General features: G+C 45.8%; 11 protein-coding genes. 8 read left to right on the top strand and 3 right to left on the bottom strand.

All coding sequences use genetic code 11. From position 1 onward, the window contains the following. Positions 1-16: 16 nt before the first annotated feature. Both yhfH (SLU01_RS06700) and yhfH (SLU01_RS06695) read right to left on the bottom strand, forming a co-directional pair. Entirely contained in the window at positions 17-139 is a 123-nt protein-coding gene (yhfH, locus tag SLU01_RS06700) for a protein YhfH (protein WP_373866396.1), read from the bottom strand. A gap of 81 nt (positions 140-220) precedes the next feature. Next, positions 221-346 (bottom strand): protein YhfH, encoded by a 126-nt coding sequence (yhfH, locus tag SLU01_RS06695; protein WP_147056559.1) that lies wholly within the window; start codon positions 344-346, stop codon positions 221-223. A 258-nt stretch (positions 347-604) separates the two neighbouring features. On the opposite strand from yhfH (SLU01_RS06695), the gene lplA reads away from it, so the two are divergent. From lplA to SLU01_RS06660, 7 genes are all read left to right on the top strand, one after another. After that, complete coding sequence (gene lplA, locus SLU01_RS06690) at positions 605-1,597, top strand: lipoate--protein ligase (RefSeq protein WP_147056557.1); 993 nt, start codon at positions 605-607, stop codon at positions 1,595-1,597. Between the two features lie 301 nt (positions 1,598-1,898). Further along, the gene (locus tag SLU01_RS06685) at positions 1,899-2,603 is read left to right on the top strand and encodes a response regulator transcription factor (RefSeq protein ID WP_147056555.1); all 705 of its coding nucleotides are present in this window, start codon (positions 1,899-1,901) and stop codon (positions 2,601-2,603) included. Beyond that, entirely contained in the window at positions 2,600-3,649 is a 1,050-nt protein-coding gene (locus SLU01_RS06680; RefSeq protein WP_147056553.1) for a sensor histidine kinase, read from the top strand. The genes SLU01_RS06685 and SLU01_RS06680 overlap by 4 nt, the downstream gene beginning before the upstream one ends. Next, on the top strand, positions 3,603-4,373 hold the full coding sequence (locus tag SLU01_RS06675) for an ABC transporter ATP-binding protein (protein ID WP_147056635.1): 771 nt from the start codon (positions 3,603-3,605) through the stop codon (positions 4,371-4,373). The genes SLU01_RS06680 and SLU01_RS06675 overlap by 47 nt, the downstream gene beginning before the upstream one ends. 21 nt (positions 4,374-4,394) lie before the next feature. Continuing rightward, on the top strand, positions 4,395-6,320 hold the full coding sequence (locus SLU01_RS06670; RefSeq protein WP_147056551.1) for an FtsX-like permease family protein: 1,926 nt from the start codon (positions 4,395-4,397) through the stop codon (positions 6,318-6,320). A gap of 437 nt (positions 6,321-6,757) precedes the next feature. Beyond that, on the top strand, positions 6,758-8,311 hold the full coding sequence (locus SLU01_RS06665; protein ID WP_147056549.1) for a fatty acid--CoA ligase family protein: 1,554 nt from the start codon (positions 6,758-6,760) through the stop codon (positions 8,309-8,311). Between the two features lie 116 nt (positions 8,312-8,427). Beyond that, positions 8,428-10,131 carry a methyl-accepting chemotaxis protein gene (locus SLU01_RS06660; protein ID WP_147056547.1) on the top strand — a complete coding sequence of 568 codons (1,704 nt, stop codon included), beginning with the start codon at positions 8,428-8,430 and terminating at the stop codon, positions 10,129-10,131. Positions 10,132-10,761: 630 nt separating this feature from the next. On the opposite strand, the gene SLU01_RS06655 is transcribed toward SLU01_RS06660, so the two are convergent. Further along, the gene (locus SLU01_RS06655; protein ID WP_147056545.1) at positions 10,762-11,643 is read right to left on the bottom strand and encodes a LysR family transcriptional regulator; all 882 of its coding nucleotides are present in this window, start codon (positions 11,641-11,643) and stop codon (positions 10,762-10,764) included. A gap of 104 nt (positions 11,644-11,747) precedes the next feature. Here SLU01_RS06655 and SLU01_RS06650 point away from each other — a divergent pair, with 104 nt between their 5' ends. Then, positions 11,748-12,827: a citrate synthase/methylcitrate synthase gene (locus SLU01_RS06650; protein ID WP_147056543.1), complete on the top strand. Its 1,080-nt coding sequence runs from the start codon at positions 11,748-11,750 to the stop codon at positions 12,825-12,827. The last annotated feature ends 223 nt before the right edge of the window (positions 12,828-13,050 follow it).

The raw sequence follows: 13,050 nt of genomic DNA, 5'->3' as shown, positions 1-13,050 counted from the left end.
GCTGTTTTTTATCGATTTAAATAATATTACACTCATCGCATTTATTGCTGTAGCATTCATGCTGTTCCTCGATTTCTTTTCCACAAGTAATACAGACTTTAGCAGGTAGGTTCTGGAAAAACTCGATAACATTCTCCATCATTGACGTCCCCTCCAATCTGACTGTAATAATACTATTGACAAAATGGGTATTTGTAATATAACAGGGCCTGTAAAAAAATTAGACAATATTGCATTCGTCGCATTGATTACTATAACATTCGTGCTGTTCCTCGATATCTTTTCCACAAGTGGTACAGGATTTAGCAGGCAGGTTCTTGAAAAACTCGATGACATTCTCGATCATGGATAGCTCCTCCTATTCTTTGTACTAATACTAACTGGAAACTAGGTAATTGTAATATAACAGTGTGGGTAAAAAAATGACGGTATTCATTACCGTATCTTTGTCTTCTATTACCTTATCAAACTATTTTAAACTCCTCTTGTTCTATAACTCAATTTGATAGTGATAGTGTATTATAACAGTCGATCAAATGTCAAGACTTATTCGTTGTTTTCAGATAAAATATAAGTGAAGTCAATTACATAGGGAGCGATTAATGTGTATTTCGTTGATAATAAAGGCATCACCGACCCAAGGATCAACCTCGCGATAGAGGAGTATGTATTAAAAAATATGGATGTCGATAAAGATCCATTTTTACTGTTCTATATTAATGAACCGTCGATCATCATCGGGAAAAACCAGAACACCGTTGAAGAAATCAATACGGAGTTTGTCGATGCGAACGGCATTCATGTTGTCCGCCGGCTTTCCGGTGGGGGTGCAGTCTATCACGATCTGGGCAATCTCAATTATAGTTTCATTACGAAAGACGACGGTGATTCATTCCGAAACTTCAAGAAGTTCACGGAGCCGGTCATTAAGGCGCTCGGGGAAATGGGCGTGAAAGCGGAATTGCTTGGACGGAATGATATTCTAGTCGAAGGGCGCAAAGTTTCCGGAAATGCGCAATTCGCTACGCAAGGACGTCTGTTCAGCCACGGCACACTTATGTTTGATACGGAAATTGAGCGTGTCGTTTCCGCATTGAAAGTGAAAAAGGACAAGATCGAATCGAAAGGCATCAAGTCGATCAGAAGCCGTGTAGCAAATATTTCGGAATTTATCGAAGAGCCGATGACGATTGAACAATTCCGTATGGAAATTTTGAAATCGATATTCGGCGGTGAAGAAAAGATTCAATACAAAGAGTTGACCGATGAAGATTGGGAAAACATCCGTGCGCTATCTGCTGAACGCTACGGTAACTGGAATTGGAACTACGGCAAATCGCCAAAATTCAATATGCAGCACTCCCACCGCTTCCCTGTTGGCGGCATCGACGTGCGCCTGCAAGTCGAGAAAGGGAATATTCAAGACGTACACATTTACGGCGACTTTTTTGGCGTTGGTGATGTGGCGGTCGTTGAAGATAAACTGAAGAATGTGCAATATGACCGCGAGTCGATCAGCAAAGCGCTTGACGCAGTTGACATTCCAACGATACTTGGTGGAATTACGAAAGAGGAATTCATTAATTTAATTTACTAAATGGAAAAGCCGGTGCAAACCGGTTTTTTCTTTTGGTTTAGTATATGCGGGGAATGTGGGGATGGTGTTGGCGACAAGTTTTTGTAGGAATTAATGCGTGGGGCGGCGGTAAACCCCTGAGTGGTGATAAACCCACTTTAAGTGGTGATAACCCCCGTCTGAGTGGTGATAAACTCACTTTAAGTGGTGATAACCTCCGCGTAAACGGTGATAACCATTTCCTTCCCCTCTTCTTCACCTCTCGTCAAGCGAATCGCCCGCTTTTACGATATAATAAGGGGACGAGTGAGGGGGGCTAGTAATGGCGAATCATCGAATATTTATTGTGGAAGATGATAAGAAAATTGCACATCTGTTGGCGGAGACGCTGCGGAAATATCAGTATGATGTGGCGATTGTTGAGGATTTTGATAATGTTGAGGCGGAGTGTTTTGCGTTTGATCCGCATTTGATATTGCTTGATATAAATTTGCCGTCGTATGACGGGTATTATTGGTGCCGGCAGTTGCGGCAGCGGACGAAGTGTCCGATCATATTCATTTCTGCGCGGTCGGGAGATATGGACCAGGTGTTTGCGTTGGAGAATGGCGGGGATGATTTTATAACGAAACCTTTCCATTACGAGATCGTCCTTGCGAAGATCAGGAGCCATTTACGAAGGGCGTTCGGGGAGTATGCGCCGAGCCAAGGAGAGCGGACGGTGAAGCTTGGTTCGCTTGAATTGTTCATTGAGCGGATGGAATTGCATTTACGCGATGAGGCGATTCCCCTTCAAAAGAAAGAGTGCGTCATCCTTGAATTGCTTATGGAAGCATCGCCGAAAGTTGTGTCGCGCGAAACGCTTCTCGAGGAATTATGGGATGATCAGTCGTTTGTCGATGAGAATACTTTGAATGTAAATATGACACGGGTGCGAAAAAAATTGGTGGACTATGGCGTGCAATCGGTCATCGAGACAGTTCGTGGGTCAGGGTACCGTTTTCTGACAGCGCCGGAGGAATCATGAGGAAACTTATTTTATTCATGAAGGAATATTCGTCATTGATCATTTTTGAAATGATTCTCGTGACGTTCATCCTAATTTTGTATTGGCTTGACGGATTTAGCGGGTTGAATACCGCAATTTACTCGATCATCATGAGCATGTTGCTTTTGGCGGGATTTTTAGGCGCAAAATTCATTATGCAGCGTACGTATTACAATGCGATTTTAAGGAAGCCGAAAAGAATGGAGGATGCGCTAATTAGGCGGGTACAGACGCCTGAGCATCGGCAATCGGCGGAGTTCATGCGCGGGTTATACGGTTTGTATCAAAATGAAGTGCAGTCCCTATACGCTTCTCAGCATCGGCAGCTCAATTTCATGAACCAATGGGTGCATCAGATGAAGACGCCGATTTCGGTTATCGGCTTGCTTCTTCAAGAAGACGGCGAACTCGATAAGCGGAGCATCCAGGAGGAAGTCGATAAAATTCAGCGCGGACTTGACGCGGTACTTGTCAATGCGCGGCTTGAGACGTTCGAGGAAGATATGCAAATTGAACGAGTCGGCTTGAAAAGTCTTATTCAACAGATTGTGACGGATCATAAGCGGCTGTTTATTACAAATGGTGTATTTCCAGTCATTTCGATCGATGAGCAGCTTATTGTCGCGACGGATGCTAAATGGATGAAAGTTGTCATTGGGCAGTTCATTACAAATGCAGTAAAGTATACGTTTGAGAATGGAAAGCGGCTGTACCTTTCTGTGGAACATACCGAAAAAGGGTATGAGCTGACGATTCGCGATGAAGGGATTGGCATCCCGGCATCTGACCTGAAGCGGGTGACGAAGGCTTTTTTCACTGGCGAGAACGGAAGGCTAACCGGCGAATCGACAGGAATGGGCCTTTATATTGCTGACGAAATTTCCGGGAAGCTTGGGCATCCGTTGACGATTGAATCGGAAGTGGGAAAAGGGACGTCTGTAAAGATTCTGTTTACAAATGGGGAGATGGGTGAGGCGGATGGAGAAGAAAATCGTAGAACTGAAGCAAGTGACGAAGATCTATGAAGGAAAAGTGATGCACCGCGCACTCAATCGACTTGATTTTGAGGCGGAGGCAGGGGAATTCATTGCCATCATGGGACCTTCCGGCAGCGGCAAGACAACGTTATTGAATGTCATTTCGACGATCGACATGCCGACTTACGGCCAAGTGATTGTTGACGGAATGGAGCCCGAAGCGTTAAATGCGAATGAACTGGCACTATTCAGAAGGCATAATTTCGGCTTTGTCTTCCAGGACATCAATCTTCTGCAAATGCTTACGGTGGAAGAAAATATCGTCTTGCCGCTCACGTTGGACGGACTACCGATCATGGAAATGCAAAAGCGAGTTTCCCGGTTGGCGGAGCAGCTTAGTTTAAAGGAAATCCTGAATCGCAGACCGGACGAGTTGTCGGGCGGCCAAGCACAGCGGACAGCTGTCGGCAGGGCGTTAGTCCATAAGCCGAAGCTCATTTTAGCGGATGAACCGACAGGTAATCTTGATTCGAAATCAGCGAAAGAAGTTCTGGAATTGCTCAGCCATATTAATGAAACCGAACGTACGACAATTATCATGGTAACGCATGATCCGATTGCAGCAAGCTATTGCGACCGTGTCCTGTTCATTAAAGATGGCGAGTTTTTCAATGAAATCTATAAAGACGAAAGACGCCAGACGTTTTTCCAACGGATTTTGAATGTGCTCAGTCTTCTTGGAGGGAATGTCCATGATCTGCGGATGTTATAACCGAACAGGGAGGGATGCCGGATGATGTTTCGCCAGTTCGCCTATCGGAATGTCGTGCGGAATCGGCGGATTTACGCTGCCTTTTTCATGGCGAGCGTATTTTCCGTCATGGTATTTTTCCTTTATTCCATGTTGCTTTTTCACCCTTCGATTGAGGGAAGCGCTACGCAGGATATGGCGGTGCTTGGCATGGGGATCGCTGAAATTGTTCTGTACATATTTACAATGTTCTTCCTGTTTTACTCGATGCGGGCATTTTTGCAAGCACGGACAAAAGAGTTTGGCATCCTCCTTCATTTAGGGATGGAGAAGCGGCAATTGCACCGCTTGATTTTCACCGAAACAATCATTATCGGAGCGGCTTCAATCGGTGTTGGGACATTTTTAGGCTATATGTTTTCGAAGTTCTTCTTCATGGTCGTGAAACGAATCGTCATGCTCCCCGCATTGCCGTTGTATTTATCATGGGAGCCGTTCGCTTTGACGGTCGGCGCGTTTTTAAGTCTGTTCATCATCATTTCATTAGTAGCGCCGGTTTTCATTCAGACCGGAAAGCTCGATGAACTGATCCGGGGGGAGACCGGCGGCAAGGAATCGCATGGGTTTTCAAAGCTCCGCGGTATTTTTGGCCTCATTCTACTCGCAGTATCATACAGCATGGCTGCTTTCATATCGAATAACATCATCATCGGACTTATTTTCCTTTTACCGATGTTGGCAACACTTGGCACGTATTTCTTTTTCACGGATTCTTTGCCACTCCTTCTCCATCTGTTTAAAGTGAGGAAGGAATTTTACTGGCGCCATTTCCGCCTGTTGGCGATTTCAGAAGGCGTCATCCGTTTGAAAGAAAATGCCAGAATGTTTTTCATCGTGACGATCGTTTCGACGATTGCATTCATGTCGGTTGGCATTCTTGCTTCACTCACTTCATTCGCCTCTCAATATCGGGAAGTGAACCCGCTCGGCCTTGTGTACGAAAGCTTTCCGGGGAATGAACTGGAATCCGCTCATATTAACCGGCTTGGGTATGAATTAAGGAAGAATGACATTGATTACACATATGTCCGGTTTCCGATTCTTAAGCAGCAATCATCCTTTACAGATAACACGGTATCGATCATCAAACTATCCAACGTGAACAGGCTGTCACGGTCTTTCGGAAACCAGGCATTTGAATTAAAAGAGGGGGAAGCGCTATTCCTGCCGCCAACCATCTCAACATTTGAGCAACTGAACAAGCAAATCGTAGAGACGGTGCTAGGGGAAAGCGGCGTTCCGGTGCGAATCAATGGAGCATACCCGTATCAATTATTTCCTGCACACGCCATCGGGACAAATACGATCATTTTAAACGACATCGACTTTGATAAAGTCGCCTCTTTCGTTCAATATCCTTCGTCTGTCTATCATGCTTTTGACATTCCGGACTGGCAGCAGACGAAGAATATCGGATTGACGATTGAGCATTCGATGACAGAATCACTTTTGACAGGAACTTATGATGATCTTCATTACACATTCGACAATCCGGGACGGAACTATTCCGTCATCCGCACGACGTTTACGTTGTTGCTGTTCATCGGTTTATTGCTCGCGGGGGTATTCCTGCTGGCGGCGGGGAGTTTCATCTATTTCCGCCTTTATACATCACTCGACAGCGACCGGAAGCAATTCGACGTGCTTCGACGAATGGGAATTACCGACAAGGAATTCAAAAAAATCGTCAACCGCCAGCTCATTCCTCAATTTTTTGTTCCATGGGGAGTGGCACTCGTTCACAGTTCCTTTGCGTTCTTATCGTTACAAGTTATTTGGGATGCCCTTGCGGAAATCTCGATTGTCCGTGAACTTGCGGCGGTGCTCATCGGCTTCACAATTATACAAGTCATCTACTTCTACCTCATCCGCTGGCGCTACTTGGCGCATATCCGGACACCGGGGTGAAGGGGGAAGTACTGTTTTACTGATGATATCTAGGATTGGAGTGGAAGGCGGCGAAGTGCAAAGATATGCTCTCAACGCTTCGCTTTTGTTCGCAAAAGCCGTACTTCGTGACGGCTTTTCCTGGGGGATTAGCGGGACAGGTGAGACCCCGCAGTGAAGCGAAGCGACCGAGGAGGCTCACCGCCCGCCCCCCGGAAAGCGTCCGCCTGGAACGGAAATCCGGTATTACATTTCATTTACGGCAACCTCATAACAACGAGGTTAGCCGTTTTTTATTATTTATTACCTGCTTTAAGTATTTAATTATAGTGTTTTCGATTTATTCACAATAGAATTCTACTAAATTACCTAAAAGTATTGTGAACTTTAAATTTTTCTTATATAATAATAGATGGATTTATGAATGATCATTCATTTTCTAAAAAGGGGATGTTAGTATGAATTTGGTAACACAGGTTTACGAAACATCAAAGCTGAATCCTGAAAAGATTGCTTATCATTTCATGGGCAAAGACACAACATACGCTGAGCTTGACCAGCAAGTGTCCACGTTTGCATTGGGCCTTGAAAGGTTGGGAGTCGAAAAAGGAGATCATGTAGCGTTTTTATTAGGAAACACGCCGCATTTCCTCATTTCGCTTTACGCAACGATGCGTATCGGGGCGACTGCCATTCCAATCAACCCAATTTATTCGCCGACCGAAATCTCGTACATTTTACATAATAGCGATGCGAAAGTGGTCATTGCACTGGATCAGCTTTTGCCGCTTGTAGAGAAAGCTGCAGGCTCATTCCCGGCGATCGAGCGTTACATCATCTGTGAAACAGATCCGTACGTTGCCCAAAACGTCGCAGCGCTGCCGGATGCGGTGAAAGAAAAAGTCGACTTGTTCACGCATTTCTTCTCGAGAGAACTACCGAATCGCGCTCCGATTACTGTAGATGAAAATGAAACCGCTATCATCCTTTACACATCGGGTACGACAGGCCATCCGAAAGGCGCAATGCTGACGCATAAGAACTTGTATTCAAACGCTCGCGACGTCGCGGACTATCTTGGATTCTCTGAAACGGATCGTGTCGTTGCAACATTGCCGGTCTTCCATGTGTTTGCACTGACAGTCGTCGTCAATGCGCCTTTATTAAAAGGGGCAACAATCCTGCTCGTACCGCGGTTTAGCCCAGAGGACGTGTTTGAAACAATCAAAGCGCACGAGGCAACTGTATTTGCAGGTGTGCCGACAATGTACAATTTCCTTTATCAGTACCCGCAAGGCAAGACGGAGGATTTCGATACGATCCGTCTGGCAATCTCAGGCGGTTCCTCATTGCCGGTCGCATTGCTGCATAACTTTGAGGAAAAGTTCCAAGTGAAGATTTCTGAAGGTTACGGCCTTTCCGAAGCATCGCCCGTCACTTGCTTCAATCCGAGAGATCGCGATCGCGTACCAGGCTCTATCGGCACGAACATCGTCAATGTGACAAACAAAGTTGTGGATGAATTCGGAGATGAAGTGCCTGTCGGTGAAGTTGGAGAGCTCGTTGTCCAAGGTCCTAACGTCATGAAAGGCTACTACAAAATGCCCGAGGAAACAGCTTCCGCAATCCGCGACGGCTGGCTATATACAGGGGATCTCGCTCGCCAAGACGAAAACGGCTATTTCTACATCGTTGACCGAAAAAAAGATATGATCATCGTCGGCGGATACAATGTGTATCCACGGGAAGTCGAAGAGGTTTTATTCGAACACCGCGACATCGTCGAAGCTGCCGTCATCGGTGTGCCGGACACGGATTTCGGTGAAGAAGTCCAAGCCTATGTCGTCATGAAAGATGGCGCGGACAGAAACGTCGACAAACTAAAAGAATTTTGTGCAGCACGTTTAGCCAAATATAAAATTCCAAAAACAATCGAATTTCTAAATGAACTCCCGAAAAACACAACAGGCAAGATTCTCAGACGCTCGTTGAAAGATCAAGTAAAACAATAATTGCCAAGCCTTTCCTTTTTCAATAATGGAAAGGCTTTTTTTATTTTGTGAAGATGTGTAAAGATTAAAAAAACCGCCGATAAAAGATACAAATCGAATACAAAGGGGAAACTACCATGCGTTGGAATGTTGGCAGAAAGCTATCAAGCATATTTACGATTATGATCATTCTCATAGTTGGAATGAGCGCCGCAGGCATCATTAGCACATTCAATTTGAATAAAAACACATCTACAATGAACGATGTCATTGTACCGAAAATCGAAAACAACAATTCATTGGAAAAAGGAATTCAATATATACTTACCTTGACACAAAGTCATATCCTTTCGAAGGATAGTGAATTTGAGAAACAATATGAAGATCAAATCAGCTTCGAGAAGGAACAATTGAGTAGTGTCGTCACTAATTATGATCGTTTGCTTTCCACAACAGCAGAACGGGAGATATTGAATTCTGTGAATGAAAAATGGCAAACCTTTATTAGTGAAATCGACGAAATTCTTAAACTGAGCGGAAATGATCAGGACGAGACTGCGACGGTCCAATCATACGATGCAATTTTAATAGAAAAGGAAATCAACGAAAGCTTGAAGGAATTGAGCGGTCTGCATCATGCAGAACTTGAAACGATTGAGGAAGAGGGGGCAGCGCTGTATTCAACGGTATTAATTACATTGTCACTAAGTACATTGATTGCAGTTCTAATTGCTATTCTAGGCATTCGTTATTTGATGCGCACAATCCAAAAGCCCATCGTTTCTATATCCAACAACTTTAAACGAATGGCAACAGGTGATTTATCAATGGAACCGCTCAAGATTAAGACAAAAGATGAAATCGGCCAACTGGGCGAGGATTATAATATGATGCTTTCCAATTTGAAAACACTTGTGACTGAACTGACAGAGAATGTCGATACACTTGCTTCGACATCATCCCAATTTTCATCAAGTGCGGATGAATCTTCCCATGCCTCCGAGCAGATAACAAATTCAATCATTGATGTGTCCGAAGGGGCAGCGACACAACTGGAAAGCGCGCGATCCAGCAGTGTAATCGTCGATGATATTGTTGATCAGTTGAATAAAACCGTTATGTCGATCCAACAAGTTTCCGAGTTGGCAGTTGCTACGACTGAATTAACGCAAGATGGCGCTAATAAGATGACAGCTACTGTAGAAAAAATGGTGGACATCCAACGATCAACAACGCACACAGCAATGGTCGTCGAAACCTTGCATAATAAATCATCTGAGATTGGCAAAATTGTATCCATCATTACGAAGATTGCTGGCCAGACAAATTTATTGGCACTTAATGCATCCATCGAAGCGGCAAGGGCAGGCGAACACGGAAAAGGCTTTGCAGTCGTCGCATCGGAAGTTGGACAGTTGGCAGTAGAATCGGGCAACGCTGCTTCAGATATCCGTAAATTGATCGAAGAAATTCAACTTGAAGTCGGCAGCGCCATTGAAGCGATGGAAACATCCAAAACGTTCGTGGATGAAGGACTCACAATGGTCGAACAAACCGGTGACGGCTTCCAGGAAATCGCTCGCAGAGTAAACAAAGTTTCAACCGAAGCTGTAGAAATTTCACAGATCAGCGAAACAATTAACAAAGGCACCCAACAAGTAAAAGAACTCGTCGACGAAGTAGCGGTCATGTCAGAACGCTCCGACGAAAACGCCCAAAATATCGTAGCTGCAGCCGAAGAACAAAGCGCCACTATGCAAGAAATCTCCGCCTCCTCAGCTGTGCTTAGTTCTATGGCGGACACACTACAAGAGTTAGTTTCTCAGTTTAAGTTGAAATAAAAAGAAGCGATTCCCGGAAACGGGGATTGCTTTTTAAGTTTAATTCGCAATCAAAGTGATTTACAACACAACGAAACCGGTATGCAACGCAATCAAATCAGTTCGCAACACAATGAAATCAGACTGCAACGCAATCAATAGATCGTAACACAACCAACGTCAATCGCAACGAAACGAAACCGGGCTGCAACACAACCAAAGTGGTTAGCAACACAATGAAACCGAGCAGCAACGCAATCAACGGGTCGCAACACAATCAAAGTGAGTAGCAACACAACGAAACGGGCCGCAACGCAATCAACGGGTCGCAACACAACGAAACGGGCCGCAACGTCAACGGGTCGCAACACAATCAAAGTGAGTAGCAACACAATGAAACTGGGCAGCAACGCAATCAACGGGTCGCAGCACAATCAAATTGGCTAGCAACACAACGAATCGAGTCCGCATCGCAAAGTACGCTCGCCGCAACACAATCAACGGGTCGCAACACAATGAAACTGGGCCGCATCGCAAGCAACGGGTCGCAACACAATCAAATTGGCTAGCAACACAACGAACCGAGTCCGCATCGCAATGACCGCACACCGCAACACAAGCAACTTCATTCACAACACAATCAACAAACCCCTACCCAAAATAAACCCCAGAAATCCCGCGGATGAACTCCTCCTCCAACGCGCCCTTCTTCTTAAAAAGAATAAAAGTCGAAACCGTCGGCAAGTCGAATAAGTCGAAATGCGGGCGCATCAGCCTGCCTTCCATCAACTCCCGCCGGACGATTGAGTGGGGGAGGAAGGAGACGCCGAGACGTTCCTGGATGAATCGTTTTGCAATATGCGTTTGCGTCACTTTCATCGTCCGGACGCCGGGGACGTGCTTTTTTAAGGTGAACAGCAAATCGTCCCAGTAGACGGGATGATGATGCGTGAACAAATAATGGTCCGTCAAAGCTTCCCGCACATCAATCGGCGGTCCGCTTTCCTCGTCATAATGATCGGTCGGCATGACAAACACGATCGGATCCTCGTAAATACGCTCCGATTCGATATTTTTGATCGTCGCGTCGAGCGCTGAAATGCCCAAGTTCACTTCACCGGCATCCACAAGCCGTTCAATCAATTCAGATTCCTCCACGCGAATCGTCAATTCAACATCCGGGTGATTCTCCATGAACGTCCGCATGAAATACGGCAAAATCGTCTCCGCCATAAGCGGAGAAATCGCAATCGTCCACTTACGGCGATACCCTTGGGCAAACGCATGCATCCGATCCACACTGTCATCCAATTCCCGCGTCAATTTCACCGCTTCTGCGTAAAACAACCTCCCCGCATCCGTCAGTGTCACCCGGCGATTGATCCGATCAAAAAGCTGCATCCCCAAATGCTCTTCCAGCAACCGAATATGCACAGTGACACTTGGCTGCGAGAGCATGAGCCTTTCAGAAGCCTTGCGGAAATTAAGCGTATCCGCCGCGGCAATGAATGTCCGAAGCCATTGCGTATCCATAGCAAACTCCTCTCGTAATTAACTAAAGTAATCAATTTAATACAAAACATTCAATTTAATTAATCATATACCTACTTTATACTAAAAGAAAAGGAGGAATGAACATGTTTCAAAAAGGTTTGAAAGATATCGTAGCAGTCCATACAAAAATCGCATCGGTTGACGGGGAAAAAGGGGAACTGACATACAGGGGAACCCGAGTCGGTGAGTTGGTTCCGAACCATTCATTCGAAGAACTGGCCTACCTTCTATGGCATGGTGAATTCCCGAACGACAACGAACTGGATTCATTAAAACAAAAGATGATCGAAGGCCGGAAGCTTCCTGCCCATGTCGCAGCTCTCATCGACATCATGCCGCCAGACATCCCTCTCATGGATGTGATGAGGACAGCTATATCTGCATATAGTCACAACAGCTTCGCGATTAAACCGATGGAGGAGCAGGCGGTAATCCTAACCGCCGCTCTACCTGTCATCATCGCAAGGCATTACCGGAATATGAATCAACTCACAATCATCGAACCCAACTCGGAACTATCACATACCGCCAACTATTTATGGATGCTGAGCGGCACAAAACCTGCCGATGTCCATGTCGAAGCGCTTGAAACGTATTTAAAATTGACGATGGAGCACGGCATGAACGCTTCAACGTTCGCAGGCCGTGTTACCATTTCAACCGAATCCGATCTGACAGCCGCCGTCACGTCCGCCCTCGGCACAATGAAAGGTCCGCTGCACGGCGGCGCTCCTTCAGGCGTCATCGACATGCTTGAAGAAATCGGCAACCAGGCAAATATCCGCTCCGTCATCGAGGCTAAACTGCAAAATGGCGAACGGATCATGGGCTTCGGCCACCGCGTCTATAAAACCGAAGATCCGCGCTCCATACTTTTACGCGACAAATGTGAGGAACTCACAGGAAAAGACGAATGGCTCGACCTTGCGACTGCTGCCGAAAAAGAAATTACGACTTTACTCGAAATCCACAAACCGGGCCGCAAACTATATACAAACGTCGAATACTATGCCGCCGCCATCATGCGTTCAATTCAACTGCCGCCTGAACTGTTTACCCCGACATTCAGCGCAGCAAGAATGGTCGGTTGGACCGCGCACGCCATTGAACAACTTAGCGACAACACCATCTTCCGACCGCAATCTCTTTACGTCGGAAAATAAATTTCGAAAACAAAAAGGGAAAACTGTTACGGGTGTCGAAATATGTAGGATAGAAAAAAGCGCAGGGTGCCTGACTAGACAATGGTTCGCAGTCTAAGTACGCCGCGTCCTGCGGCAACGACTGCATGACCAGCCTCCTGCTGGCCTCAGGCATAAGACGAAGATACGGAGTGGCGCTCTTTGCCACGCAGGAGCTTTGGCTTATGACCCGAGACTCTGGCAC

This window comes from Sporosarcina luteola (genome assembly GCF_007991495.1).
GTDB classification, from domain to species: Bacteria; Bacillota; Bacilli; order Bacillales_A; family Planococcaceae; genus Sporosarcina; species Sporosarcina luteola.
The sequence above is the reverse complement of the archived record's forward strand: the minus strand, read 5'-3'. Positions and strand labels throughout refer to the sequence as shown.

What these genes read in the sequence shown, in the direction of transcription:
- yhfH (WP_147056559.1), bottom strand. Translation starts at nt 346, where the DNA reads ATGATCGAGAATGTCATCGAGTTTTTCAAGAACCTGCCTGCTAAATCC.
- SLU01_RS06680 (WP_147056553.1), top strand. Translation starts at nt 2,600, where the DNA reads ATGAGGAAACTTATTTTATTCATGAAGGAATATTCGTCATTGATCATT.
- SLU01_RS06660 (WP_147056547.1), top strand. Translation starts at nt 8,428, where the DNA reads ATGCGTTGGAATGTTGGCAGAAAGCTATCAAGCATATTTACGATTATG.
- SLU01_RS06650 (WP_147056543.1), top strand. Translation starts at nt 11,748, where the DNA reads ATGTTTCAAAAAGGTTTGAAAGATATCGTAGCAGTCCATACAAAAATC.
- SLU01_RS06665 (WP_147056549.1), top strand. Translation starts at nt 6,758, where the DNA reads ATGAATTTGGTAACACAGGTTTACGAAACATCAAAGCTGAATCCTGAA.
- SLU01_RS06675 (WP_147056635.1), top strand. Translation starts at nt 3,603, where the DNA reads ATGGAGAAGAAAATCGTAGAACTGAAGCAAGTGACGAAGATCTATGAA.
- yhfH (WP_373866396.1), bottom strand. Translation starts at nt 139, where the DNA reads ATGGAGAATGTTATCGAGTTTTTCCAGAACCTACCTGCTAAAGTCTGT.
- SLU01_RS06670 (WP_147056551.1), top strand. Translation starts at nt 4,395, where the DNA reads ATGATGTTTCGCCAGTTCGCCTATCGGAATGTCGTGCGGAATCGGCGG.
- SLU01_RS06655 (WP_147056545.1), bottom strand. Translation starts at nt 11,643, where the DNA reads ATGGATACGCAATGGCTTCGGACATTCATTGCCGCGGCGGATACGCTT.
- SLU01_RS06685 (WP_147056555.1), top strand. Translation starts at nt 1,899, where the DNA reads ATGGCGAATCATCGAATATTTATTGTGGAAGATGATAAGAAAATTGCA.